Annotated in this window: 24 protein-coding genes; 16 read left to right on the plus strand and 8 right to left on the minus strand. The window is 58.7% G+C overall.

Annotated elements, in window-relative coordinates:
• The first annotated feature begins 5 nt into the window (after positions 1-5).
• On the plus strand, positions 6-1,394 hold the full coding sequence (locus RS694_RS01705; protein WP_076069255.1) for a DNA adenine methylase: 1,389 nt from the start codon (positions 6-8) through the stop codon (positions 1,392-1,394).
• Here RS694_RS01705 and RS694_RS01710 read toward each other — a convergent pair.
• The 6 genes from RS694_RS01710 to RS694_RS01735 all read right to left on the minus strand — a co-directional run bounded on the left by RS694_RS01710 (position 1,296) and on the right by RS694_RS01735 (position 8,569).
• A complete protein-coding gene (locus tag RS694_RS01710) occupies positions 1,296-2,666 on the minus strand; it encodes an LlaJI family restriction endonuclease (RefSeq protein ID WP_037247492.1) in 1,371 nt (456 codons plus the stop codon). The two genes, RS694_RS01705 and RS694_RS01710, sit on opposite strands and share 99 nt — an antisense overlap.
• The gene (locus RS694_RS01715; RefSeq protein WP_051391927.1) at positions 2,635-4,497 is read right to left on the minus strand and encodes an AAA family ATPase; all 1,863 of its coding nucleotides are present in this window, start codon (positions 4,495-4,497) and stop codon (positions 2,635-2,637) included. The genes RS694_RS01710 and RS694_RS01715 overlap by 32 nt, the downstream gene beginning before the upstream one ends.
• A gap of 285 nt (positions 4,498-4,782) precedes the next feature.
• Complete coding sequence (locus tag RS694_RS01720; protein ID WP_152528835.1) at positions 4,783-6,474, minus strand: hypothetical protein; 1,692 nt, start codon at positions 6,472-6,474, stop codon at positions 4,783-4,785.
• A gap of 66 nt (positions 6,475-6,540) precedes the next feature.
• On the minus strand, positions 6,541-7,563 hold the full coding sequence (gene lipA / locus RS694_RS01725) for a lipoyl synthase (protein WP_029708172.1): 1,023 nt from the start codon (positions 7,561-7,563) through the stop codon (positions 6,541-6,543).
• Between the two features lie 15 nt (positions 7,564-7,578).
• Complete coding sequence (gene lipB / locus RS694_RS01730) at positions 7,579-8,226, minus strand: lipoyl(octanoyl) transferase LipB (protein ID WP_051391929.1); 648 nt, start codon at positions 8,224-8,226, stop codon at positions 7,579-7,581.
• A gap of 61 nt (positions 8,227-8,287) precedes the next feature.
• A complete protein-coding gene (locus RS694_RS01735; RefSeq protein WP_029708174.1) occupies positions 8,288-8,569 on the minus strand; it encodes an HP0495 family protein in 282 nt (93 codons plus the stop codon).
• A gap of 195 nt (positions 8,570-8,764) precedes the next feature.
• Here RS694_RS01735 and RS694_RS01740 point away from each other — a divergent pair, with 195 nt between their 5' ends.
• From RS694_RS01740 to RS694_RS01810, 15 genes are all read left to right on the plus strand, one after another.
• Positions 8,765-9,265: an ATP synthase subunit I gene (locus RS694_RS01740; protein ID WP_029708175.1), complete on the plus strand. Its 501-nt coding sequence runs from the start codon at positions 8,765-8,767 to the stop codon at positions 9,263-9,265.
• Positions 9,266-9,278: 13 nt separating this feature from the next.
• The gene (gene atpB, locus RS694_RS01745; protein WP_029708176.1) at positions 9,279-10,157 is read left to right on the plus strand and encodes a F0F1 ATP synthase subunit A; all 879 of its coding nucleotides are present in this window, start codon (positions 9,279-9,281) and stop codon (positions 10,155-10,157) included.
• Positions 10,158-10,219: 62 nt separating this feature from the next.
• Positions 10,220-10,468, plus strand: coding sequence for a F0F1 ATP synthase subunit C (atpE, locus tag RS694_RS01750; protein WP_029708177.1), 249 nt, complete (start codon positions 10,220-10,222; stop codon positions 10,466-10,468).
• A 35-nt stretch (positions 10,469-10,503) separates the two neighbouring features.
• Positions 10,504-10,974, plus strand: coding sequence for a F0F1 ATP synthase subunit B (locus RS694_RS01755; protein WP_029708178.1), 471 nt, complete (start codon positions 10,504-10,506; stop codon positions 10,972-10,974).
• 9 nt (positions 10,975-10,983) lie between these two features.
• Positions 10,984-11,514, plus strand: a complete 531-nt coding sequence (locus tag RS694_RS01760) for a F0F1 ATP synthase subunit delta (RefSeq protein WP_029708179.1) — start codon at positions 10,984-10,986, stop codon at positions 11,512-11,514.
• A gap of 50 nt (positions 11,515-11,564) precedes the next feature.
• A complete protein-coding gene (atpA, locus tag RS694_RS01765; protein WP_029708180.1) occupies positions 11,565-13,118 on the plus strand; it encodes a F0F1 ATP synthase subunit alpha in 1,554 nt (517 codons plus the stop codon).
• A 30-nt stretch (positions 13,119-13,148) separates the two neighbouring features.
• Positions 13,149-14,027: a F0F1 ATP synthase subunit gamma gene (atpG, locus tag RS694_RS01770; RefSeq protein WP_029708181.1), complete on the plus strand. Its 879-nt coding sequence runs from the start codon at positions 13,149-13,151 to the stop codon at positions 14,025-14,027.
• 59 nt (positions 14,028-14,086) lie between these two features.
• Positions 14,087-15,502, plus strand: coding sequence for a F0F1 ATP synthase subunit beta (atpD, locus tag RS694_RS01775; protein ID WP_029708182.1), 1,416 nt, complete (start codon positions 14,087-14,089; stop codon positions 15,500-15,502).
• Between the two features lie 3 nt (positions 15,503-15,505).
• Positions 15,506-15,922: a F0F1 ATP synthase subunit epsilon gene (locus tag RS694_RS01780; RefSeq protein ID WP_029708183.1), complete on the plus strand. Its 417-nt coding sequence runs from the start codon at positions 15,506-15,508 to the stop codon at positions 15,920-15,922.
• 242 nt (positions 15,923-16,164) lie between these two features.
• Positions 16,165-17,328, plus strand: coding sequence for an ROK family protein (locus RS694_RS01785; protein ID WP_076069258.1), 1,164 nt, complete (start codon positions 16,165-16,167; stop codon positions 17,326-17,328).
• Positions 17,325-18,812, plus strand: a complete 1,488-nt coding sequence (locus RS694_RS01790) for a sugar ABC transporter ATP-binding protein (RefSeq protein ID WP_029709747.1) — start codon at positions 17,325-17,327, stop codon at positions 18,810-18,812. The genes RS694_RS01785 and RS694_RS01790 overlap by 4 nt, the downstream gene beginning before the upstream one ends.
• A complete protein-coding gene (locus RS694_RS01795; RefSeq protein WP_029709746.1) occupies positions 18,793-19,806 on the plus strand; it encodes an ABC transporter permease in 1,014 nt (337 codons plus the stop codon). Before RS694_RS01790 ends, RS694_RS01795 begins: the two co-directional genes overlap by 20 nt.
• Positions 19,807-19,877: 71 nt before the next feature.
• Complete coding sequence (locus RS694_RS01800; RefSeq protein WP_029709745.1) at positions 19,878-20,849, plus strand: substrate-binding domain-containing protein; 972 nt, start codon at positions 19,878-19,880, stop codon at positions 20,847-20,849.
• Positions 20,850-20,990: 141 nt separating this feature from the next.
• On the plus strand, positions 20,991-21,998 hold the full coding sequence (locus RS694_RS01805; protein ID WP_029709744.1) for a sugar phosphate isomerase/epimerase family protein: 1,008 nt from the start codon (positions 20,991-20,993) through the stop codon (positions 21,996-21,998).
• Between the two features lie 51 nt (positions 21,999-22,049).
• On the plus strand, positions 22,050-23,225 hold the full coding sequence (locus tag RS694_RS01810) for a Gfo/Idh/MocA family oxidoreductase (protein WP_029709743.1): 1,176 nt from the start codon (positions 22,050-22,052) through the stop codon (positions 23,223-23,225).
• Between the two features lie 122 nt (positions 23,226-23,347).
• Here the strand turns inward: RS694_RS01810 and RS694_RS01815 are convergent, their stop codons facing one another.
• Together RS694_RS01815 and RS694_RS01820 are read right to left on the minus strand one after the other, a co-directional pair.
• Positions 23,348-23,863, minus strand: a complete 516-nt coding sequence (locus tag RS694_RS01815; RefSeq protein ID WP_029709741.1) for a TPM domain-containing protein — start codon at positions 23,861-23,863, stop codon at positions 23,348-23,350.
• Positions 23,863-24,738, minus strand: coding sequence for a TPM domain-containing protein (locus tag RS694_RS01820; RefSeq protein ID WP_029709740.1), 876 nt, complete (start codon positions 24,736-24,738; stop codon positions 23,863-23,865). Before RS694_RS01820 ends, RS694_RS01815 begins: the two co-directional genes overlap by 1 nt.
• Positions 24,739-24,740 lie beyond the last annotated feature (2 nt).

The following is a 24,740-nucleotide window of genomic DNA, read 5'->3' on the forward strand; positions in this document are numbered from 1 at the left end:
AGTTTATGGAAAAATATCTGGGTAACAAAGCGTCCCTGCTTCCATTGATTGAACAGTTCTTCGTGGAGCGTATTCCGGGAGCGAGCAGCCTGTCGGATGTATTCGCCGGCACCAACAATATCTCCCGGTATTTCCGCGCACGTGGCTGGGCTACGGCATCGTGCGATGCGAACCGGTTCAGCTATGTGCTAGCCCAAGCATATCTAGGCACAGGTGATTCCCCGCAGTTCCAGGCCGTACGAACCAGACGGAATGACACCTTCCGCCTGCTTCAAATGCAAACGGACCTGCGTCGCGGTATGGCCCGATACGGTGCCCTTTATCTTCCAGGGTGCACGGGTGAAAAAGTGTTTCAAGACCTGAGGCACTTGGCGAATGTACTTGCTCGCCTTCAGGGCATTGGAGAGGACAACCAGCAGCCAGGTGTCATCACCGAGTTTTTTACCCAATGGGGGACTCGCTCGTCTTACTCCAGTCGCCGTGGCACTGAAGGGGTTCGTAATTACTTTTCACGTAAGAATGCCCTGTTCCTTGATGGAATCCTCGATACGATTCGCAACTGGTGGCAGGAAGGCTGCTTATCCAGGAACGAGCTTTTCCTTTTGATGACTAGTGTTTTAGAAGAGGTGGTTATCACGGCGAACGTCAATGGGACGTTTCACGATTTCAATCGAGATCGTATATGGCCCAATGCGGAACAAGCGTTTCGTCTGAGGATTCCCCTGATCTCGTGCGCCGGTCAGTTGGCGGAGACCGCGAATGCAGACTCAATCAATGCTGCTGCCAGCTTTGCGCAGCACGACATCTGCTACCTCGATCCTCCTTACAATTTCCGTCAATACAGCGCCTATTACCATTTCTTGAATTTCATTGCAGCGTACCCGTTCCTGAACGACATAGAAACTTATGTCAAAGGGCTCGAATACGTCCGTGGGCAGCACCCAGAAGACGATTTCACCAGCGATTTTTGCTCTCGTGCACGGTTCGTAGATGGTCTCCGCAAGCTAATCGAAGTGGTTGACGCCAAACACGTCGTCTTGAGCTACTACGGTGGCCGTAATCACTGGAACCACTGGGCTTCTGTCTCTGAGCCGACTGATGAGGGGCTTCGTGAGCTGAGAGCGTTGTTTGAGGATACAAATCTGTTTACGGACTGCGAAGTAATCCCTGCACTCGGAATCCGAAAAAACTACCAGAGCAGGCTTGGTGAGCAAAAAAAACTTGTCAACGAATACCTGTTCCATGGTGTCAAGCGCGACCTGCCTGCAGACATACGACCAGCATCACCGCCGCCGCTACCCGCTAATGTCCGCTGGGGTCTGGTTGATGATTTTTGCCACACCCCCCCGTTGGGCGAGGATCGGATTGATCAAATCATCCTTGCTGCGGGCTGAGTTGGACGCATACTGTGACAGCAACAGCTTTGGATCAACGCCCCATGCTTCAATTTTGTCAAAGGTGCGGTGGGCGGCCTCGATGGTCGCATAGCCCAGGAACATGGGTTCGTTTGCACCAGGCATTGGAAGAAGGAACACCGACAGGACATCCGCGGGCGCGACGCGGAGCGACTCCATATAGTAGAGTTGCTTCACTATGTCCTGTCCACCTGGGTGGGACTGCGGAAATCGGTAGTAGTATTTAGCATCGATGATCAAATGCCACGAATCCCGGACTAGGATGATGTCCGGTATCTGGCGTGTTTCGTACTTGACGACAGATCCGACCGAGTCGCGGGCCCACCAAACAGGCGTACCGACCAGCGAAGCCGGATCCGGGGATGCATGGTCTTGCATGACTACCCGGCAAGCATCCTCCCACACCGAATAGAACGCCGTCGTTCCGTAGATTTGGAGCTGCGGCGCCGCGCCTGCTAGTCTCGAATCCATCGTTTCGCGAAGCAGCTTGAATAGATGCAATGTGTCCGTGCGAAACGCGGTGCGCTGTTCTATGGACAGTCGCCGCAGGTGGTAACTGCGCTGATCTTCTGGAAGTGGCCAATGAGAAATGGCGATGCCTGTAGCCTGCTGTGCATGCTTGAGCGAGGCCGGTACTTCGAATCCGTAGCGATCGAGTAGGTGCCAAAGCACGCTAATTTGGAGGGCGCTGATGTCGTTGAACACGCCTTCGCGTCGCTCTGCGATGATGGATGGGTAAACGACAGAACCTTGGACAAACAAAGGGGTCCGTTTGGCAATTGTCTTGACCCAGTGTGGACGACCATTGTCACTAACTTGCGCCTGCTCACGGCAGTACACGCCATGCGCAAAATACCAGTCTCGCAGACCCAGCAATGCGTCGAATTCCCTAAGGACCTCGCTATTTCCATACTCCGGATCGCGCATTCTGTCCACGGATGGTCTTCGTCGCAAACTTCTCGCAAAGTAGACTTGGAGAATTCGTAGAACTTCCTGCAACCCCATTGGTCTTGCATCGCCGAACTTGGGCTGCGCAAACAGCAAGGAGTTTGTAAAAACGACGATGCCTACGAACGTGAGTTGGAAACTCTTGTCGCCCTCATCTCGCAGAATCCTGGCATTGACGAGATTCGTGAATTCCCGATGGTTGATGTGCAGGCGGTCAGTCCATCCAGTTTCCGTCAGCGACGTGCCCTCAAGAACTGTGACGGCTCCCATGTCAAAGTCCGTTTGGAGCAGACGCGCTTTCACCAGGATTCATTGATGCCTCCGCTTCCGTTGTATTTGACTGAATCGCCGGTTCGGCTAAGGGTGCCGAAAGCGTCAGGTTGAGCGGAGTGCCGGCACCCGAATTCCACGATGCGGCAATCGCGGAAAAACTCTTGGCCAAAAACAGCGAATCCTGTCGGAACCTCAGGACGTCATCCCACAGATATAGGAAAAGCTTCTGCAAGATAGCTTCAGGATCAGCCAATTGAAGCTCGCTCAAGAAGTAAGGGCCAATCAATTTGTCTTCATGGATACCTTGTTCGATCAAGTGATCGTTGACAGTCCCACGGAAGCTGTCCCAGTCGTAGCGTTTTCCGCCATAGCCGATCACGGCCACTTCGGGGGCGTAGGCGCAAGGTTCAGTGTAGCCCTTGTAAACATAGCTCCACCGTCGACGAAATGCCGTATCCAATGGGAAGACACCCTGATCTGCGCTATTCATGGTCGCCCAGAGGTAGAAATTCGCCGGCAGGCGGATTGAATCTAGTACCAGGCCGATAGAGGCAAAGTAAGCACGTTGTTCCGGACTGGCTTCGATTGGATATCGGCTCCAACCATCATCGCTCCGGTCTAATAGTTGCAGTACATCGCCCAGAATCGCCGCCGCGTTGCCACGATTGAGTTCTTCGATTAAGACAACGACGTTTTCCTCTGGGTGCGCCAGCGCACGGGTTAATCCTCGCATGAAGGGGCCTGGTACGAAACGGTAGTCGATCAAGGGCCTTCCTCGTTTGCCGACAGTTCCATCTCCTTCTTCGAGCGGCTGCGCAGTGTTGAATGGCTCGTAGACCGGCTGGGGCTTGTATGCACCCACGAAATCGAAGAACGAAGACTCCGGGTGGAATTGCGTACGGATCACGCAATCGGCATTTGCGGTGATCCTATTGACGTGGTAGCTCTTCCCCGACCCGGGGCATCCAGTGACGATTAGCTGGTGTGGGTAATCCAGCGGGGTAGCGGGGTTTATATCTGTGTCGATTAGTGGCCTGGAGGGCGTGCCACCGCCCCCACTTCCGCTGGCGCCAACTCGCACCATGAGTTTTCGGTCGAGTCTTGGCAAATTGGATTCAAGATCTTTTCTGAGGTGGTTATAGGCGTTCAAAAAACCACTGATTCGGAACCTGGCATCGGACTGAATGGTGTTTGCAGCATCTTTGTATTTTGCTGCTCCCACTTCAATGGGATGCGTTGGACTCCAATCAGAAGTAGGCTGCACTTTGGCGAATGCTGCTTCGAACTGCTCTCTTTCCTGTTCAGTGAGCAGGAAGTATCGAGCGATCTCCCAGCCGTTTGAGTTGATGCGGAACAAGTCCAATAGGCGCTCCTTGTTCGCCAAGACGCTAGACAGTACTTCTTCAGGTACATAGTCGAAGAAGGTTTGAGCGCCATACCAAGCGGCCTTGAAGAAATCGCCAACTTCCTCCCCTCGACGCATCCGGTCAGCGAGAACTCGAATCACATCAAGTTCCACGGCCTCACCGCCATCGCCTTTCCAAAATTCACTATTGGCCCCCTGATCCAGCGGCTTGAGGTAGTAGTTCGAAAGGTCAGTTAGCACGGGGGTCGATGATGTGCCTTGGGCCAGGCCCTGGTTTGACAGTGAGTTGAAGTATCGATCGCGGCTTGATTTGGTGTCTGCTAAAGGTCGATTTTCTCGAATGTCCCGCAAACAGCCTGCAATCTGCTCTCTCCCTTTCAGCTCGCTGCTATACAGCGACAACGGCAATAGCTTGGGAGTGTTCTTCCTGGTAAGCGAAGTCCGAAAGTCCAGCACCTTCGTCAGCGCAAGTCGATCTTCGTCGGTAATAGGCATCCCTCAATCTCCGTTTTAAGCGTAAAGTGATCGACATGGTAATTGAACGTGCGATCGGCAATCACCACGTTGTCCAACCTGCATAAAGCGGACTGGACGCTCTTAAAAGTCCAATTGCAGTTTGCCCGAACTGCCGGAGGGCAACTCGGGGTCAGCTCCGCGGCCCAAGCAGACTTCCATTCGCCTCTCCAGGCTTTTGACCTACTCCCCAGTCAAACTTTTGGGCGGGGACGGTTGGGCTCGCTATTCTTGTCTTCAGGTGCGGCTGGTGGCGTCTACTCCAAGTCAGATTCCAAACGCTGCTTTTAACAGACTAGGTATGCTTACAGTGCTACTCGGTGCATTCAAAAAATCAGCAGTAGCGTGCCGTAGGGTTTTCAAAACATCGTCTGAATTGAACGCAATCATTGAACCTGATTTGATGTGTACAGGCGTTGACTCTATAGCCACTAGGTAGATTTGTTTTTCAGCATGCTTGAGTGCGAACACGCTGATGCGCCGGAGTCGGAAATCTTCGCCAGTCTGGATAAATAGTTTGGAGTCAATCTCGCCATCCACATTTGCGACTATGGAAATGGGGATGGTCCAACCGTCATCTTCGCTCTCTGTCAGCAACTCAACGTTGATGTGTTGACTCGCGTTGAGTACTTGCACAATGGGCCGTAAAAACTCAGGAGCGGATGAAAAACTGATTGGGTCTTTCTGTGCCAGCAAGGCAAGGTCTACGGGGCGAATCCGGCGTTCTGAGCCAGGTTCCCCTACGGCGCCCTCTCGCACCGATGAAGTGTTACGTCGACGATCTTGTTTTTTGAGCCACTCTGTATAAGATAGCGCTCGGCTCTTCCAAATTGGTTTGGGTGCAAGATCTGGAAATCGCGGCTCAATTCGGTAGGTTCGTGTTCTTGGTGCAAGGTTGTTGGATGCATCACGCTCAACCAATGGTTGGTCTTGTGCGTCTCGAGCGCTGGCGCGCATGGGCTGTGCTTGCGATTGATCTGAGTCCTCAATTGGACGTTCAGGTTTGGTATGACCGCCAGTGATCTTGTAGCTCAAAGACCTGAATGGAAATGGATGCTCGCAAGAGCGCAGGTTGTAAACCAAGAACGTGGCGCGAGGCTGTCCTGCGAAAGACAACCACTTGCCGGCGGCAATCAAGGTTGTCTCGCCTTCGAAAGGAAAAAGCGCTTGCGGGTGAATTGGTTGCTGGGCCACCGATGCCTTGAGGAGCGATGAGCCCACCACTGCCGCCGCGCGCCAGGCGAGTCGGCTTAAATGCAAGCGTCCAATGTCTGCAGCTGATGCGCCAGATATTTTTTCGGCGAGTTGAAGGAACAGATGCTTCGAGCGGGCATCAAATGACGCGCTGCTGTACAGGGACTTGCGATCCAGCGCCGGAATGAATAGCTTGGAGAGCAGGTTGCTTGAAGATCCAAAGTAGAAGCGGATCAACTCCATGCATGGAATGATCAATCGCTTTCCATCGGGCAAGTTCACCATGGCGCAATAGGACTGCGTGCATTGCAGATGCCAAGGGTGTTCGGCCAAAGGCAGCAGGAATCCTGCTTCGTCAATATTCAGTCCCGCTTTGATCAGCGTGGTGGTTCTCGCGTCGATCTGGATGTTCTTGAACTCTTCCAGCTCGTAGTCAGGTCGACCATCAAGCTGGCCATCACGCCAGATGTCGCCTACCCGCAGTAGTGGCAAGGTACCGATGGAAATCCAGGTGCGTTTTTGAAATTGAGCGGGAGCGGTGCAATCTGGCGACAGAAGAACAGATGGATCGTTGCGGAAGCGCTCGTCGTTAACCCTGGACAGGTGAACAAACACCGAGGGTTGTTTCCGGCGGTTGGATCGGTCTGGATAGGCAATGTCACCGAACCAATCAATTCGCCAAAAATTTGGCCCCGTTGGTAAGGCCGAAATTCGCGGCGCTCCATTGGAGAACCCTGAAAATTTGAGGCCTTTTTCGGGATCCATTACGCCCAAATGTCGCGTTAACTTCTAATATTTGTCGCAACAACTACTGGATTGTTGCAATAACTTCTAATCATTCACAGTTCCCATCGCGTGCCCGGCCTGCTGGTCTGCGTGGTACGAGCTGCGCACCATCGCGCCCACGGCTGCGTGCTTGAAGCCCATCTTGTAGGCCTCTTGCTCGAACATCTTGAAGGTGTCGGGGTGCACATAACGGCGCACAGGCAGGTGTGAGGTGCTCGGTGCGAGGTACTGGCCGATGGTCAGCATTTCGATGTTGTGGGCGCGCATATCGCGCATCACTTCCAGAATTTCTTCGTCGGTCTCGCCCAGGCCCACCATCAGGCCGCTCTTGGTCGGCACGTCGGGGAACAGCGCCTTGAATTTCTTCAACAGGTTCAGCGAGAACTGGTAGTCCGAACCCGGGCGCGCTTCCTTGTACAGGCGCGGGATGGTTTCCAGGTTGTGGTTCATCACATCGGGTGGTGCGGCTTTCAAAATCTCCAGCGCACGGTCGTCGCGACCGCGGAAGTCAGGCACCAGCACCTCGATTTGCGTCTTGGGCGACAGTTCGCGCGTCTTGCGGATGCATTCCACAAAGTGACCAGCGCCGCCGTCGCGCAGGTCGTCGCGGTCCACGCTGGTGATGACCACGTAGTTGAGTTTGAGCTGGGCGATGGTCTTGGCCAGGTTGTCGGGTTCGTTGACATCCAGCGGGTCGGGGCGGCCGTGGCCCACGTCGCAGAAAGGGCAGCGGCGCGTGCACTTGTCGCCCATGATCATGAAGGTGGCCGTGCCCTTGCCAAAGCATTCGCCGATGTTGGGACAACTGGCTTCCTCGCATACCGTCACCAGCTTGTTGGCGCGCAGCACGTCCTTGATTTCATAGAAGCGGGTCGTGGGGCTGCCGGCCTTGACGCGAATCCACTCGGGCTTTTTCAGAATCTCGCCCTGCACCACCTTGACCGGAATGCGTGACAGCTTGGCCGCGGCTTTTTGCTTGTCGGTGGCCTTGTAGGCGTCCAGCGACTGCACTTCGCGCACCGTGGCGTTGGCAGTGGGTTGCAGTGTGGTGTCTTCGCTGTGGCTCATGGGGCAGGGCGCGGGTTAGGGCGCGAGGTAGGTTGCGAGCTTGTGGCCCAACACGTCGGCCGCTTCTTGCCAGCCAACATTTACACCGATTGTAGAAAGATCCACGGTTTGCAGCCCGGTGTAGCCACAAGGGTTGATACGCGAGAAGGGTTCCAGGTCCATCGCCACATTCAATGCGACGCCGTGGTAAGTGCAGTTGCGGCTGACCTTGATGCCCAGTGCAGCAATCTTGCCCAGACCGGTGAAGTCTGGTTGCGCGGCGCCAGCGGCGCTCTTTTGCGGGCGCTGGGCCAGCGGCGTGTGTCCCGCCGGGTCGTCCAGCCGCACGTAGATACCGGGTGCGCCGGCGACGCGGTGGCCGGTCACGCCGAAGTGGAGCAGTGTCTTGATAACGGCTTCTTCAATGCGGTAAACGTATTCCTTGACGAAATAACCGGCGCGCTTGAGATCGATCAGCGGGTAGGCCACCACCTGGCCGGGACCGTGGAACGTCACCTGGCCGCCGCGGTTGGTTTGCACCACCGGGATGTCGCCGGGCAGGAAGATGTGTTCCGGCTTGCCCGCCAGGCCCTGCGTAAAAACCGGAGGATGCTCACAAATCCATAGCTGGTCGCGCATATCCTGCAAGGGCTGCAGGCCTCTTTGGCTTGTAAATTCCTGCATCGCCGCATACGTGGGCGCATAGTCCACGCGGCCGAGGTGCGCGAGGGCAATATCCACCGGGTTACAGCACCACTTTGACCATGGGGTGGGTGCTGAGCGTACGGTACAGCTCGTCGAGCTGTTCACGGCTGGTGGCTGTGATGGTGATGGTCACACCCAGGTACTTGCCGCCCTTGCTTTCGCGCAGCTCAATGGTGGAGGCGTCAAACGCTGGGTCGAACTGTTTGGCGATGACCGTAATGGCATGCACCAGACCTTCCACCTTGTGCCCCATAACCTTGATGGGGAACTGCGACGGGTATTCGATCAGGGATTCAGCAGGGGGTGTGGTGGGGGTATTCATGCGTTGGCCCTCTCGTTTACGGGGGATTAGATGGTGCGTCGGCGAGCGTACTCGCAGAGAATGCATGGTCAATTATCGCCGTGGGGCGAATAGGGAGTGCACCCAAAGCGGGAAGTGCTAGGCACGGCCGGGTTTCTACGTATAATCGTGGGCTGTGCATTGAGCAGCGGCTGTAACTTGTGCGTAATTTCATTCATGACGATCGCGCCCATTCCTTACCAGTCCACTGACGCAGAGAATCCAGATGGAGTCTTTGACGCAGAGTTCAAGCCCTTGACGGCAGAAGAAGCCCGGCAGTGGCGCAGTGCCCATCCCGCAATTTCCCCCTGGTGGGTCATCGTGTGGCAATTGGTGGCAGGTGCGGTACTGGCTCTTGTGGCCGGTCTGTGGGGTGGCAAGGTGGTAGGAGTTTCTGCGGCTTACGGTGCTTTGGCGGTGGTTTTCCCCGCGGCGCTGATGGCGCGGGGACTGCAGCGGCAACGTCCGGTGACCCAGCCGGGCGCCGCGATGCTGGGTTTTATGATTTGGGAGTCGGTGAAAGTTGCCTTGACGGTTGCCCTGTTGTTGGTGGCGCCCAAGGTGGTTTCTCCGCTCAACTGGCTGGCCCTGGTGGCTGGTTTTGTGGTGACGATGAAGGTGTATTGGGTGGCCGCGTGGTTGCACTCGCGACGCCGAAGTCTCAACGGTTCGAATTGATATTTGGTGACCTATGTCTGTAGAAAACACTGGAACACATGCTCCCTCCGCTGGTGAATACATCCAGCACCATTTGCAGCACCTGCAGAAGGATTTTTCCTTCCAAAGCGTGAAGCAAACCAGTATTGTCGACTTCAGCCTGTTCAATCTGGACTCGGTTGTTTTCTCGCTGGTTTTGGGTGTGATTGGCTGTCTCGTGCTGTGGAGCGCTGCGCGCAAAGCCACCTCCGGCGTGCCCGGCCGCTTCCAGGCGGCAGTGGAAATTTTGTCCGAGATGGTGGAAAACCAGGCCAAGGGCGTGATCCACAACGCCAAGAGCCGCAAACTGATTTCTCCGCTGGCCCTGACCGTGTTTGTCTGGATTTTCCTGATGAACGCCATGGACATGATTCCCGTCGACCTGATTCCCCAGATCTGGCACAGCGCCGGACCTGCTCTGGGTTTCAAGGACTATCTGCGTGTCGTGCCTACGGCTGACTTGTCCACCACGTTGGGCCTGTCCTGCTCCGTCCTGTTTATCTGCTTGGTCTACAACATCAAGATCAAGGGTCTGGGCGGCTGGGCGCACGAACTGATTGCTGCGCCGTTTGGCGACCACTGGGCGCTGTATCCGATCAATTTCCTGATGCAGATGATTGAGTACCTTGCCAAGACCGTGTCCCACGGCATGCGGTTGTTTGGCAATATGTTTGCAGGTGAGTTGGTGTTTATGTTGATCGCCCTGATGGGTGGCGGCTGGGCGCTCTCCGTAACGGGTGTTGGTTTGGCCATTGGTCACATCATCGCCGGAACCGTGTGGACCCTGTTCCACATCCTGGTGATCACTTTGCAAGCCTTCATCTTTATGATGTTGACGCTGATCTACACCGGTCAAGCGCACGACGCACATTGATGTAACTGTTTTCGTTTTTTTGTTTTCGTTTTTCTTTTTCCACTAACTTTTAGGAGCTTCTCATGGAAAACATTCTCGGCCTCGTGGCACTGGCTTGCGGCATCATCGTTGGTCTGGGCGCTATTGGTGCGTCTATCGGTATCGCCATCATGGGCGGCAAGTTCCTGGAATCTTCTGCCCGTCAGCCCGAGCTGATGAACGAACTGCAAACCAAGATGTTCATCTTGGCTGGTTTGATTGACGCTGCGTTCCTGATCGGTGTTGCTATCGCTCTGCTGTTCGCATTCGCCAACCCCTTCGTCCTGCGCTAAAAAACGGCCCTTCACGTTAGAGAAGGAATCAAACCGTGAACATCAACGCAACCCTGTTCCTGCAGGCTATCGTTTTTGCGATCCTGGTGTGGTTCACGATGAAATTCGTGTGGCCCCCGATCACGAAAGCGCTGGACGAGCGGGCACAGAAGATCGCCGACGGCCTCGCAGCCGCCGACAAGGCCAAGGCCGAACTGGCTTCTGCCAACAAGCGTGTGGAAGCCGAACTGGCTACTTCCAAGAATGAAACCGCAGGTCGCCTGGCTGATGCCGAGCGTCGTGGACAGGTCATCGTGGAAGAAGCGAAGCTCCGTGCCACTGAAGAAGGCAACCGCATCATTGCGGCTGCCAAAGCAGAAGCCGAGCAGCAGTCCGTGAAAGCCCGTGAAGCATTGCGCGAACAGGTCGCCGCCCTCGCCGTTAAAGGCGCTGAGCAGATCCTGCGCAAGGAAGTCAATGCCGGTGTGCATGCCGACTTGCTGTCTCGTCTGAAGACTGAGCTGTAAGGGAAGACCATGGCTGAACTTGCCACCATCGCCAGGCCTTACGCCGAAGCCTTGTTCAAGTCTGCAAATGCAGACCTGAACGCTGCCGCAGTGTGGCTGGATGAACTTGCTGTCATTGCCCAGAATGGCCAGTTGCAACAGTTCGCCAGCAACCCCAAAGTCAGCAGCGCCCAGGTCTATGACCTGATTGCGGGTCTGATGAAGGTCGCCCTGTCTGAGCAAGGCAAAAACTTCCTGCGCACTGTCATCGACAACGGACGCCTGGAAGCGCTGCCCGAAATTGCAGTCGCGTTCCGTGCGCTGAAGAACGCCAAAAATGGCCTGTCTGATGCCGTCGTGTACAGCGCTTTTCCGATCGACGCAGCGGCGTTGACGGAAGTGGCTGCAACGCTCGAAAAGCGTTTTGGCCGCAAGCTCAACGTTAGCGTTGCGCTCGACGCCGAGCTGATTGGCGGTATTCGTGTGGTGGTCGGTGACGAAGTGCTTGACACCTCCGTCAAGGCCCGTCTGGAACAAATGAAAGTGGCTCTCACAGCCTGAGGCGCAAGCCTTTCGCCGTGAAGCCCAACTAAAGAAAGAAGGAAAGAGTCATGCAACTCAATCCCGCAGAAATTTCTGAACTGATCAAGAGCCGTATTGATGGCCTGACCGCAAGCAGCGACATCCGCAACCAGGGTACCGTGGTTTCGGTGACCGACGGTATTTGCCGCATCCACGGTCTGTCTGACGTGATGGCCGGTGAAATGCTGGAGTTCCCCGCAGGCTCCGACGGCCTGCCCACCTACGGTCTGGCACTGAACCTCGAGCGTGACTCGGTCGGTTCCGTGATCCTGGGTGAGTACGAGCACATCTCCGAAGGCGACACGGTCAAGTGCACCGGCCGCATTCTGGAAGTACCCGTGGGCCCCGAGCTCAAAGGCCGTGTGGTCAATGCCTTGGGTCAGCCTATCGACGGCAAGGGTCCTATCAACGCCAAGATGACCGACGTGATCGAAAAGGTCGCTCCAGGCGTGATCGCCCGTGAGTCCGTCAGCCAGCCTATGCAGACCGGCCTGAAGTCTATCGACTCCATGGTTCCCGTCGGCCGCGGCCAGCGCGAACTGATCATTGGTGACCGTCAGACCGGCAAGACTGCCGTGGCTATTGACGCGATCATCAACCAGAAGGGTCAGAACATGACCTGCGTGTACGTTGCGATCGGTCAGAAGGCTTCTTCTGTCAAGAACGTGGTGCGCGCGCTGGAACAAGCTGGCGCCATGGAATACACCATCGTGGTGGCTGCTACCGCTTCTGAATCGGCCGCGATGCAGTACGTGTCTGCGTACTCCGGTTGCACCATGGGCGAATACTTCCGCGACCGCGGCGAAGACGCGCTCATCGTGTATGACGATTTGTCCAAGCAAGCCGTGGCGTACCGTCAGGTGTCCCTGTTGCTGCGCCGTCCTCCAGGCCGTGAAGCCTACCCCGGCGACGTGTTCTATCTCCACAGCCGCTTGCTGGAACGCGCCGCACGCGTGAACGCCAAGTACGTGGAAGACTTCACCAAGGGCGCCGTGAAGGGCAAGACCGGTTCTTTGACCGCGCTGCCTATCATCGAAACCCAAGCCGGTGACGTGTCCGCTTTTGTGCCTACCAACGTGATCTCGATCACCGACGGCCAGATCTTCCTGGAAACCTCGTTGTTCAACGCCGGTATCCGCCCCGCGATCAACGCCGGTATCTCGGTGTCCCGCGTCGGTGGTGCAGCGCAGACCAAGCTGGTGAAGAACCTGTCTGGCGGTATCCGTACCGACTTGGCCCAGTACCGCGAACTGGCTGCGTTCGCGCAGTTCGCTTCCGATTTGGACGAAGCCACTCGCAAGCAGCTGGACCGCGGTGCCCGCGTGACCGAATTGCTGAAGCAAGCCCAGTACAGCCCCCTGACCATCAGCCTGATGGGCGCAACGCTGTTTGCCGTGAACAAGGGTTTCATGGACGACATCGAAGTGAAGAAGGTTCTGTCCTTCGAACACGGCCTGCACGCTTACCTCAAAGACAAGCACGCAGCCCTGCTGGCCAAGCTGGAAGCCGACAAGGCCATGGACAAGGATGCCGAAGCCGAATTGAACGCTGCCATCGCAGCATTCAAGAAGTCTTTCGCTTAAGCCCCGTCTGTTGACCCAAGGAGCCTTGTAATGGCAGCAGGTAAGGAAATACGCGGCAAGATCAAATCGGTGGAAAACACCAAGAAGATCACCAAGGCCATGGAAATGGTGGCCGCCTCCAAAATGCGCAAGGCGCAGGAACGGATGCGCGCTGCCCGGCCCTATAGCGAAAAAATTCGCAATATCGCCGCCAACCTTGGCAAGGCCAATCCCGAGTACACACACGCGTTCATGCAGACCAACGACGCGAAAACGTCGGGTTTCATCGTTGTCACCACGGACAAGGGTTTGTGCGGCGGCATGAACACCAACGTGCTGCGTGCAGTGACCGGCAAGCTGCGCGATCTGCAAAGCGCAGGTATCTCGTCGCAGGCCGTGGCCATTGGCAACAAGGGCTTGGGCTTCTTGAACCGTGTGGGTGCCAAAGTGGTCTCGCATGCCACCCAGTTGGGCGACACGCCCCACTTGGACAAGCTGATCGGCCCGGTCAAGGTATTGCTGGACGCCTACGTCAAGGGTGAAGTGAACGCCGTGTACCTGTGTTACACCAAGTTCATTAACACCATGAAGCAGGAGCCCGTGGTGCAGCAGCTTCTGCCTTTGTCTGCGTCGCAGATGGAAGCCGAATCGCAAGCCAGCGGTACCAGCCACGCATGGGACTACATCTACGAGCCCGATGCACCGGCTGTGATCGACGACCTGCTGACCCGTTACGCAGAAGCCCTGGTGTACCAGGCGGTTGCAGAAAACATGGCGTCCGAGCAATCGGCGCGCATGGTGGCCATGAAGGCCGCAACCGACAACGCGGGCAGCGTGATTGGCGAGTTGAAGCTGGTCTACAACAAGACCCGCCAGGCAGCGATCACCAAAGAGTTGTCCGAAATCGTGGCCGGTGCCGCAGCGGTTTAAACCGTTTGCCATCGTCTGACAAAGTTTTGAAGTTTTAGATTTTATTTTTGGAGCGAAAAATGGCTCAAGCTAACTCCCAAGTTCAGGGAAAAATTGTTCAGTGTATTGGCGCGGTGGTGGACGTTGAGTTCCCCCGTGACAAGATGCCCGGCATCTATGACGCGCTGAAGATGGACGGCTCCACCCTGACGCTGGAAGTTCAGCAGCAGCTGGGTGACGGCATCGTCCGTACCATCGCTTTGGGTTCTTCCGACGGCCTGCGCCGCGGCATGATGGTGTTCAACACCGAGAAGCCAATCATGGTGCCCGTGGGTCAAGCGACTCTGGGCCGCATCATGGACGTGCTCGGCGCGCCCATCGACGAGCGTGGTCCTGTGGACGCAGCAATGCACATGTCCATTCACCGCAAGCCTCCTACCTACGACGAACTGAGCCCTTCGCAAGAACTGCTCGAAACCGGCATCAAGGTGATTGACCTGGTGTGCCCGTTCGCCAAGGGCGGCAAGGTCGGTCTGTTCGGTGGTGCCGGTGTGGGCAAGACCGTGAACATGATGGAACTGATCAACAACATCGCCAAGGCGCACAGCGGCGTGTCCGTGTTCGCTGGTGTGGGTGAGCGTACCCGTGAAGGGAACGACTTCTACCACGAGATGGCTGACTCCGGCGTTGTGAATCTGGAAGACCTGCCCAAGTCCAAAGTGGCGATGGTGTACGGCCAGATGAACGAACCCCCAGGAAACCGTCTGCGCGTGGCCCTGACCGGTCTGACCATTGCGGAATCTTTCCGTGACGAAGGCAAGGACGTTCTGTTCTTCGTGGACAACATCTACCGTTACACACTGGCCGGTACTGAAGTGTCCGCGTTGTTGGGCCGTATGCCTTCCGCCGTGGGTTACCAGCCTACACTGGCCGAAGAAATGGGTCGCCTGCAAGAGCGTATTACCTCCACCAAGGTCGGCTCCATCACTTCCATCCAAGCCGTTTACGTGCCTGCGGATGATTACACCGATCCGTCGCCTGCAACCACCTTTGCCCACTTGGATTCCACCGTGGCGCTGTCGCGTGACATCGCTTCTCTGGGTATCTACCCCGCTGTGGATCCTCTGGACTCCACCAGCCGCCAGTTGGACCCTAAAGTGGTCGGCGAAGAGCACTACAACACGGCCCGCGCCGTGCAAGGTATGCTGCAGCGTTACAAGGAATTGCGCGACATCATCGCTATTCTGGGTATGGACGAGCTGGCTCCCGACGACAAGCTGGTTGTGGCCCGTGCGCGCAAGATCCAACGTTTCTTCTCGCAACCTTTCCACGTGGCTGAAGTGTTTACCGGTTCCCCCGGTAAGTACGTGTCCCTGGCTGAAACCATCCGTGGTTTCAAGATGATTGTGGCTGGCGAGTGTGATCACCTGCCAGAACAAGCGTTCTACATGGTCGGCACCATCGACGAAGCGTTCGAAAAAGCCAAGAAGGTCTAAGACATGAACACCATCCACGTTGATGTGGTCAGTGCAGAAGAGTCCATCTTCTCCGGTGAAGCCGTCTTCGTGGCGCTTCCCGGTGAGGCTGGCGAGCTGGGCATCAAGCCCCGCCACACGCCACTGATCACGCGCATCAAGCCTGGCTCGGTGCGTATTCAGAAAGCCGATGGCAGCGAAGAGTTTGTGTTCGTGGCCGGAGGCATTCTGGAAGTGCAACCCAACTGCGTGACGGTGTTGTCCGACACCGCCATTCGCGGTAAGGACCTGGACGAAGAGAAAGCCAATGCCGCCAAGGCCGCTGCAGAAGAAGCTCTGAAGAACGCCAAAAGCGAAATCGACATTGCCAAAATCCAGTCCGAAATCGCCATCATGGCGGCCGAGATTGCAGCAGCACGCAAGTTCCTGCACAAGAAATAATTCTTTGCGGGACAGATCTTTAGCTCTGTCCCCAACTGAATAGATGCCTATACAAAACCGCCTTCGGGCGGTTTTGTCATTTGTGGCCCAGAAAAACACTTCGACCCAAATTAGTTTTAAGTTAAAGCTTGTTGGGCTGAAGTGGTCGCCCTATTATTCGCCACCGCCCCCATCCACGAGGGGCGGAATACGAGGAGCGAGACTTGGGCCTACGGGACAACCTATCCGGGGATGAGACCACCGTGCTGCAGACCATTTTCTGGTCTGTGGGCGTGTCACGCTTTGCGCTGTCTGATCGGCTGGCCTTCTCCAAAAGCAAGACCAACGCCCTAGTCGCCTCCTTGCTCGATGTCGGCCTGCTCGAAGAAACCGGCCTGCAGGATTCCACCGGTGGGCGCCGTGCCGAAACGGTGCAGATCAGCACCCGCCTGGGTGTCCTGATTGGTGTGGATCTCGGTGCCACCAGCCTCGAAGTCGCCATTCTCCAACCCAACATGCAGGTGCTGGCCCGCCACACCGAACCCGCCGATGTGCGTGCCGGCCCCGGTGTGGTGCTGGCCCGGGTGCGTGCGCTGATGGGGCAGTTGCTGCAGCAGTGCAAGCTCGCATCCAAGCAGGTGATCGGTATCGGCATTGGTGTACCCGGACCGGTGGATTTTGAAAGCGGGCAACTCGTCAACCCACCGCTGATGCCGGCGTGGGACAGTTTTTCGGTGCGCGACTACTTCAAGGAAGAGTACGCCGCCCCTGTGTTTGTGGACAACGACGTAAACCTCATGGCGTTGGGCGAGCTCTGGCGCCTGCAGCACAGCCTGCAAAATTTCCTGGTCATCAAGGTCGGCACCGGTATTGGCTGCGGCATAGTCTGCCATGGCGAGGTGTATCGCGGCGCCAATGGCTCGGCGGGCGACGTGGGCCACATCTGTGTGGACACTGAAGGGCCACGCTGTCACTGCGGCAATCTGGGTTGCGTGGAAGCCATGGCCGCGGGCCCGGCGATTGCCCGTATGGCGACCCAGGCGGCGCAGGATGGTCAAAGCCCGGCGCTGGCGGCCTCATTGCAGGAGCGCGGCACGCTGACACCCGAAGACGTAGGCCAGGCGAGCCGTAATGGTGATGCGGCGGCTAATGCCATCATTCAACAAGTCGGTGCAAAAATTGGCCAAATGCTGGCTTCGGTGGTTAATTTCTTCAATCCATCGCACGTCTTCATCGGCGGTGGTATTACCCGCATGGGCCCGCTGTTTTTGGCCTCGGTGCGCCAAAGCGTGTACCAGCGCTCGCTGGCGCTCTCCACCCGACACCTCGAAATCCAGTACACGCCACTGGCAGAGCAGGCCGGTTTGGTGGGTGCCGGTGTGCTGGCCATGCAGGAAACCCTCAAAACCTGGAAGGGACGGCCATGAGCGTGGATGTCACGTTTGACGGCGTGGTCAAGGAGTTCGGGCCCGTGCGCGTGTTGCACGGCGTGAACTTCGCACTGCAGAAAGGGCGGGCCTATGGCTTGCTGGGTGAAAACGGCGCGGGCAAGTCCACGCTGATGAAGATACTGTCCGGCTATGAATCGCTCACCGGCGGCAGCATGTACATCAACGGTGAGTCCATGCGGTTCACCAGTTCGCGCCAGGCCGAAGAACAAGGCATTGTGCTGATCCACCAGGAATTCAGCCTGGCCGAAGACCTGACCATTGCGCAAAACCTGTTTCTGGGCCACGAAAAGAAAAAAGGTTTTTTGCTGGACGACAAGACCATGCAGCGCGAGGCGGCCCAGGCCCTGGCGCAGGTCGGCCTGCAACGTGATGTGAACCTGCGTGTGCGCCAGCTCATCGTGGCCGAGAAGCAGTTGGTCGAAGTGGCCCGTGCACTCTTGCGCAAGGCACGCTTGCTGATCATGGACGAGCCCACCGCCACGCTGACACCCGGTGAGACCGAACGCCTGTTTGCGCTGATGACCCAGCTCAAGTCCGAAGGCGTCACCCTGGTCTATATCTCGCACAAGCTCGACGAAGTGCAGCGCATGACCGACGAGGTGGTCGTCATGCGCGACGGCCGTTTTGTGGCGCAGGAGCCGACCAGCAGCCTGACGCGCCAGCAGATGGCCAACCTCATGGTCGGCCGCGAACTCGCGCACCTGTACCCGGAAAAGGAAGCTGTGGCGCAAGACCAGGCGCCGGTGCTGAAAGTCACCGGGCTGACCGTGCCCGGCTGGGCTGAGGATGTGAGTTTTGAGGTGCGGCCTGGCGAAATCCTGGGCTTTGCCGGTTTGGTCGGCGCGGGCCGTACCGAACTGTTTGAAGGCCTGCTGGGCCTGCGCCAGCGCAGCGCAGGCACCGTAGAACTGCAGGGCCGTGTCTGCGCGCTGCGCAATCCGCGCGACGCCGTGCAGCATGGGCTGACGTATCTGAGCGAAGACCGCAAGGGCAAGGGCTTGCATGTGCACTTTGGCCTGCGCCAAAACCTGACGCTCATGGCACTGCAGCGTTACGCCACACCGTGGCTGCAAACCGGCGCGGAGGAGCAGGCGCTCAAGACAGCGGTGGAGGCCTTTGGCATCCGCACCGGCAACCTCAACAGCCTCGCCTCGTCCCTGTCCGGCGGCAATCAGCAGAAGCTGGCGCTGGCCAAGGTGCTGCACCCCAACCCCAAGGTCGTGGTGCTGGACGAGCCCACGCGCGGTGTCGATGTGGGCGCCAAGCGGGACATCTATTTCCTGGTCCAGAGCCTGGCGCGCCAGGGGCTGGCCGTGGTCGTGATTTCGAGCGAGCTGATGGAGCTGATTGGCCTGTGCCATCGCGTAGCCGTCATGCGCGCAGGCCGCCTGCAGACCGTACTGCAGGCCCACCAACTGACAGAAGAGGAGCTGATCGCCCATGCCACAGGAACCCACTAAAACCGCCGCACCGCAAAGTGTGGGCGCCAGAGCGGGCGCCGTGTGGGGCCGGTTGCATGGCGCCGGGCCTGTCATCGGCCTGCTGCTGCTGTGCATCGCCGGCACGCTGCTTAATGGCGAATTCGCCACCCTGGACAACGCGCTCAATGTGCTGACCCGTACCGCCTTTATCGGCATCCTCGCGGTGGGCATGTGTTTCGTCATCATCTCCGGCGGCATCGACCTGTCCGTGGGCTCGATGGCGGCGCTGATCGCCGGCTGCATGATTCTTCTGATGAACAAGCTGGCGCCATCCATTGCATCGCCAGTGCTGGTGGTCGTACTGGGCATGGCGCTGGCGCTGGTACTGGGCGCCGCTTTCGGACTGGCGCACGGCCTGTTGATCACCAAGGGGCGCATCGAGCCCTTCATCGTCACCCTGGGCACGCTGGGCATCTTTCGCGCCTACCTGACCTACTTTGCCGATGGTGGCGCAATCACGCTGGACAACGCGCTGGCGGACGTCTACGCACCGGTCTACTACGGCAGCCTGCTGGGCGTGCCGATGCCGGTCTGGGCGTTTCTGGCGGTGGCGCTGGCTGGCGGTTTCATTCTCAATCGCACGCCGTTCGGTCGTTATGTGCAGGCCATCGGCTCCAACGAACAGGTCGCGCGTTACGCCGCGGTGGACGTGGACCGGGTGAAGATCCTCACCTACATGCTGCTGGGCGTTTGTGTCGGTCTGGCCACCATGCTGTATGTGCCGCGCCTGGGCTCGGCTTCGCCAAGCACCGGCCTGCTGTGGGAGCTGGAAGCCATCGCCGCCGTCATCGTCGGTGGCACGGCGCTCAAGGGCGGCGCGGGCACCATCACCGGCACCGTGGTCGGCGCTGTTCTGCTGTCCGTCATTGGCAACATTCTCAACCTCACCAGCATCATCAGCGTCTACCTCAACGCTGCGGTGCAGGGTTTCGTGATCATCGCTGTGGCCTTCCTGCAAAGAGGGCGGCGGTAAGCATTCCTGAACATGTTCCCCCACCGCGGCCGCAGGGCCGCATTTTCAAAAGCAACCACAAGGAGACAAGCATGAAGAAGACAATCACCCGCCGCCTGGCCCTGGGCGCCACTGCCCTGGCCATCGCTGCCATCGGCGCGCCCGCATGGGCGCAAGCCAAGAAAGAAGTGCTGGGCGTGTCCATGCCCGCCGCCACGCACAGCTTCATGGCTGGTGCCGTGTACTGGGCCAACCAGGCGAAGGCAGACCTGGAGAAAGCCAACCCCGGCATGCAGGTCATCGTCAAGACCGCCAAGGACGCTTCCGAGCAGGCCAACCAAGTGCAGGACCTCGTGACGGTCAACAAGATCACCTCGCTGGTCGTGTTCCCGTTCGAGTCGGCGGCGCTGACCAAGCCCGTGGCGCAGGTCAAGGCCAAGGGCATCTACGTGACGGTGGTTGACCGCGGTCTGACCGACACCAGCGCACAGGATGCCTACGTCTCGGGCGACAACACCGCGTTCGGCAAGATTCCGGCGGAATACATCGCGAAGACCCTGAACGGCAAGGGCAACATCGTCGCGCTGCGCGGCATTCCGACCACCATCGACAACGAGCGCATGGATGCCTTTAATGCCGTGATGAAGGGCCACCCCGGTATCAAGCTGCTGGACGCCAAGCCCGGCAACTGGAACCGTGACGACGCCTTCAAGGTGATGCAGGACTTCTTGACCCGCTTCAAGGAAATCGACGCGGTCTGGGCCGCTGACGACGACATGGCTGTGGGCGTGCTCAAGGCCATCGAGCAGGCCAAGCGCAAGGACATCAAGATCGTATTCGGCGGCGCTGGCGCCAAGGGCGCGATCAAGACACTGATGGACGGCAGCGACCCGCTGATCCAGGCCAACGTGTCCTACTCGCCCAAGTTCATGTACGACGCCATCAAGATGACTGGCGAAGCACGCCTGAAGGGCCAGAAGCTGCCAGCGAACAACATCGTTCCGTCGGTGCTGATCACGAAGCAGAACGCCAAGGACTTCTACTTCCCGAACTCTCCGTTCTAAGCTATTGCTCGAAAATTTGAGTAAAAAAGGCCTGTAGCCCTCGTGGAATGTGCGCAAGCAGCTATGTAAACCATAGCAATTTCACGTGGGCCGCAGGCACCAGATTCGATACAGACAGACCGCACCCCGCTGGAGACCGCCATGGCAAGACCCGTCACCCTCTTTACCGGCCAATGGGCCGACCTGCCGCTCACGGAGCTCGCGCCCCTGGCCAAAAGCATGGGCTACGACGGGCTGGAACTCGCCTGCTGGGGTGACCATTTCAATGTGCAGGAGGCCTTGGCCTCGGCCACTTACGTCAAAGACAAACGCGCCATGCTGGAGCAACACGGCCTGCAATGTTTCGCCATCGGCAACCACCTGGTCGGCCAGGCCGTGTGTGATCGGATCGACGAGCGCCACCAGTCCATCCTGCCCGACCACGTGTGGGGGGATGGCGACCCCGAAGGCGTGCGCCAGCGCGCCGCCGCCGAGCTGCAGGACACGGCGCGTGCCGCGGCCCAATTTGGTGTGAAGACCGTCACCGGCTTCACCGGCTCTTCCATCTGGCATGCCACCTATGCGTTCCCGCCGACCAGCCAGGCGTATTGGGACAAGGGCTTTGCCGACTTTGGCCGTCGCTTCACACCCATCCTCGATGTGTTCGCGTCGGTCGGCGTGAACTTCGCACTCGAAGTGCACCCCACTGAAATTGCCTTTGACATCGCCACCAGCGAACGCGCATTGGTGGCCGTGAATCAGCACCCGCGCTTCGGCTTCAATTTTGACCCCAGCCATTTGGGTTACCAGGGCGTGGACTACATCCGCTTCATCCGCACCTTTGGTCCGCGCATCTTCAACGCGCACATGAAAGACGTGTGGTGGGGCAAGGGTGATGGCACGGTGGGCACCTTTGGCGGCCACACCAGCTTTGGCGACGCGCGCCGCACCTGGGATTTCCGCAGTGTGGGGCGCGGAATGATTGATTTTGAATCGCTGATCGTTGCGCTCAACGACGTGGGTTACGCAGGCCCCCTGAGCGTGGAGTGGGAAGACAGCCGCATGGACCGTGTGCACGGCGCCTCCGAAAGCGCGGCCTTCTGCAAACGCCTGGACTTCAAGCCCGCCAGCGGCGCCTTTGACGCCGTGTTTGCCAAAGACGCGCAATAACAACGTAACGACGCGCAGCCAATCTGCCCACTGAACCCAAGGACTCCGACCATGCCCGAGCACTCTCCCACCGCAGCCCACCGCAAGCTGCGCTACGCCATGGTGGGCGGTGGCCGCGATGCCTTCATTGGTGGCGTGCACCGCAAGGCCGCCGCGCTGGACGGGCAGATCGAGCTGGTGGCGGGCGCATTGTCCTCCACGCCCGACAAGGCGCGTGCCTCCGGACGTGACCTGTTTCTGAGTGACGCGCGCAACCACGGCAGTTGGCAGGAACTGCTGGCCGACGAACTCAAGCGCCCGCCCGAGGAGCGCATCGACTTTGTCTCCATCGTCACACCCAACCACCTGCATTTCCCGGTCGCCAAGGCGTTTGTGGATGCGGGCTTCCATGTGGTCTGCGACAAGCCGCTGGTCCACACCAGCGCGCAGGCACAGGAACTCGTGGCCGCCGTGCACCAGCAGGGCACGGTGTTTGGCGTGACCTACAACTACACCGGTTACCCCATGGTGCGCCAGATGCGCGAGATGGTGCGCAGCGGTGTATTGGGCGTCGTGCGCAAGGTGGTGGTGGAGTACCACCAGGGCTGGCTCGCCACACATCTGGAAGCCAGCGGCAACAAACAGGCCCAGTGGCGCATGGACCCGGCCCAAAGCGGCATGGCCGGCGCCATGGGCGACATCGGTTCCCACGCCGAAAACCTGCTCACCAGCGTGACCGGGCTGGAGGTGGAAGCCATTTGCGCCGACCTCAGCGCCATGGGCGCGGGCCGCACGCTGGACGATGATTGCAACGTGCTGCTGCGCCTGCGCGGTGGCGCCAAGGGCGTGTTGATGGCCTCGCAGATCTGCATAGGCTGTGAGAACGGTTTGCGCCTGCGTGTCTTTGGCACCGAAGGCTCGCTGGATTGGCAGCAGGAGAACCCCAACCAACTGCTGCACGCGCCCTTGGGTGTACTGCCCCGCATCCTCACACGCGGTACGCCGGGCCTGAGCCCGGCCGCCCAGCAGGCCACACGGCTGCCCAGTGGCCACCCCGAAGGTTTTATCGAGGCCTTTGCGAATGTCTACCTCGGTGTGGCCTCCGATATCCGCGCCCGCCTTGAAGGCCGCCAGGCCACGCCGCTGCAGGCCGACTACCCACGCGTGGAAGACGGTGCGCGCGGCGTGCGCATGATCGAGAAAGTGGTGGAGTCGGCCCACGCGTCCCACAAGTGGACACCGTTGTAAGGGCAGGCCTTAAGCGTGTCCGCACAACTCCGTTCGCGCTGAGCTTGTCGAAGCGCACCGTGCACAAAGGCGGTGACTTCGACAAGCTCAGTCCGAACGGTTTCGGGGTATCCAGCGATTCCTTAACCCAGTGTCGGGGTGTCCGGCAGTTCGTTGGGGTTGACGGCGCCGGGTGCCAGCGGGAAGTGCTGTTTCAGCAACGCCGACACTTCGTTCACCGCCTGTGTCAAACCGGCTTCAAACTGCTGCTCTCGCAAAGCCGTGCCCAGCCGCTGTACCAGCGCTTGCCAGACCTCTGGCGCCACATGGTTGTTGAGCCCGCGGTCGGCCACCACTTCAATCGCGTGTTCGGCCAGCAGCAAGTAGATCAACACGCCGTTGTTGTGCGCGGTGTCCCACACGCGCAGCTTGCCAAACTGGGCCAGTGCGCGCTGGCGTGTCAGCGCCGGGGTGGTGTCGGGGCGCAGCAGGTAACTGTTGGGCAGGCCGGCTTCGATAAAGATGCGGATCTCGCCGCTGTGTTGTTGCTCACTGGCGGTGACTTGTTGGCCCAGCGCCCGCACCACGGCGGGTGCCAAGCGGCGGCTGGCGTCATCCATCCAGCGGTGTTTGAACAGGCGTAACAGACGGCTCAACATCACCAACTCCCCGAGGCGCCACCGCCTCCAAAATTGCCACCACCGCCCGAGCTGAAACCACCGCCACCACCGCGGGACGAACCCGAACTCCAGCCGCCACCCGAGCCGCCTGAGCCGCCCCCGCCGGAGCCCGGCTTGGCGATCAGCGTGAAGATCGCCGCCACCAGCCCGACCAGGCCGCCCAACAGCAGGCTGGAGGTGATGGCGATCACGATAAAACCAATCAAACCACCCGTGACCAACGCGCCCAGCTTGCTGCCCAGAATGCCGCGCAAAATGCCACCGCCCACCAGCACCGCAAAGATGAGGACTATCCACAGCTCCTCACCTTGTGGGGAGGCATCGTTATTTGTAGCCTCCGGCGCTGGCAGGGCTTCGCCACGTACCAGGCCCATGAGTTGCTCCACGCCGGCATCCACACCGCCGGCAAAGTCACCGGCCTTGAAACGCGGCGTGATGGCTTCGTCAATCACGCGGCTGGCCATCAGGTCTGGGATCGCTCCCTCCAGTGTCTTGGCCACTTCGATGCGCAGCTTGCGGTCGTTCTTGGCCACCACCAGCAACAGGCCGTCGCCCACGTCCTTACGGCCAATTTTCCAGGCATTGGCGACGCGGTTGCTGTAGCTGAAGATGTCTTCGGGTTGCGTGGTGGGTACCAGCAGCACAACGAGCTGCGTGCCGCTGCTGGTTTCAAACGCACTGAGTTTGGCCTCCAGCGCCTGCTGCTGTGCAGCGTCCAGCGTGCCGGTGCTGTCCATCACGTGCGCGGTCAGCGCGGGGACCGGCAGTACCGCCTGTGCGCCAACGTTCAGGCCCGTGAGCAGGCAGGCCAGGCCTAGCAGCCACGCCAACCCGGTGTGCCGCAGTCGCAGCATCA

It is taken from the genome of Rhodoferax saidenbachensis (assembly GCF_001955715.1).
GTDB classification, from domain to species: domain Bacteria; phylum Pseudomonadota; class Gammaproteobacteria; order Burkholderiales; family Burkholderiaceae_C; genus Allorhodoferax; species Allorhodoferax saidenbachensis.

Excerpts from the sequence above, each read along its gene's own strand:
- RS694_RS01705 (WP_076069255.1), top strand. The coding sequence starts at position 6 with ATGGAAAAATATCTGGGTAACAAAGCGTCCCTGCTTCCATTGATTGAA.
- RS694_RS01715 (WP_051391927.1), bottom strand. The coding sequence starts at position 4,497 with ATGCCTATTACCGACGAAGATCGACTTGCGCTGACGAAGGTGCTGGAC.
- RS694_RS01720 (WP_152528835.1), bottom strand. The coding sequence starts at position 6,474 with ATGGATCCCGAAAAAGGCCTCAAATTTTCAGGGTTCTCCAATGGAGCG.
- lipA (WP_029708172.1), bottom strand. The coding sequence starts at position 7,563 with ATGAGCCACAGCGAAGACACCACACTGCAACCCACTGCCAACGCCACG.
- lipB (WP_051391929.1), bottom strand. The coding sequence starts at position 8,226 with ATGCAGGAATTTACAAGCCAAAGAGGCCTGCAGCCCTTGCAGGATATG.
- RS694_RS01735 (WP_029708174.1), bottom strand. The coding sequence starts at position 8,569 with ATGAATACCCCCACCACACCCCCTGCTGAATCCCTGATCGAATACCCG.
- RS694_RS01740 (WP_029708175.1), top strand. The coding sequence starts at position 8,765 with ATGACGATCGCGCCCATTCCTTACCAGTCCACTGACGCAGAGAATCCA.
- atpB (WP_029708176.1), top strand. The coding sequence starts at position 9,279 with ATGTCTGTAGAAAACACTGGAACACATGCTCCCTCCGCTGGTGAATAC.
- atpE (WP_029708177.1), top strand. The coding sequence starts at position 10,220 with ATGGAAAACATTCTCGGCCTCGTGGCACTGGCTTGCGGCATCATCGTT.
- RS694_RS01760 (WP_029708179.1), top strand. The coding sequence starts at position 10,984 with ATGGCTGAACTTGCCACCATCGCCAGGCCTTACGCCGAAGCCTTGTTC.
- atpA (WP_029708180.1), top strand. The coding sequence starts at position 11,565 with ATGCAACTCAATCCCGCAGAAATTTCTGAACTGATCAAGAGCCGTATT.
- atpG (WP_029708181.1), top strand. The coding sequence starts at position 13,149 with ATGGCAGCAGGTAAGGAAATACGCGGCAAGATCAAATCGGTGGAAAAC.
- atpD (WP_029708182.1), top strand. The coding sequence starts at position 14,087 with ATGGCTCAAGCTAACTCCCAAGTTCAGGGAAAAATTGTTCAGTGTATT.
- RS694_RS01780 (WP_029708183.1), top strand. The coding sequence starts at position 15,506 with ATGAACACCATCCACGTTGATGTGGTCAGTGCAGAAGAGTCCATCTTC.
- RS694_RS01790 (WP_029709747.1), top strand. The coding sequence starts at position 17,325 with ATGAGCGTGGATGTCACGTTTGACGGCGTGGTCAAGGAGTTCGGGCCC.
- RS694_RS01795 (WP_029709746.1), top strand. The coding sequence starts at position 18,793 with ATGCCACAGGAACCCACTAAAACCGCCGCACCGCAAAGTGTGGGCGCC.
- RS694_RS01800 (WP_029709745.1), top strand. The coding sequence starts at position 19,878 with ATGAAGAAGACAATCACCCGCCGCCTGGCCCTGGGCGCCACTGCCCTG.
- RS694_RS01805 (WP_029709744.1), top strand. The coding sequence starts at position 20,991 with ATGGCAAGACCCGTCACCCTCTTTACCGGCCAATGGGCCGACCTGCCG.
- RS694_RS01810 (WP_029709743.1), top strand. The coding sequence starts at position 22,050 with ATGCCCGAGCACTCTCCCACCGCAGCCCACCGCAAGCTGCGCTACGCC.
- RS694_RS01815 (WP_029709741.1), bottom strand. The coding sequence starts at position 23,863 with ATGTTGAGCCGTCTGTTACGCCTGTTCAAACACCGCTGGATGGATGAC.
- RS694_RS01820 (WP_029709740.1), bottom strand. The coding sequence starts at position 24,738 with ATGCTGCGACTGCGGCACACCGGGTTGGCGTGGCTGCTAGGCCTGGCC.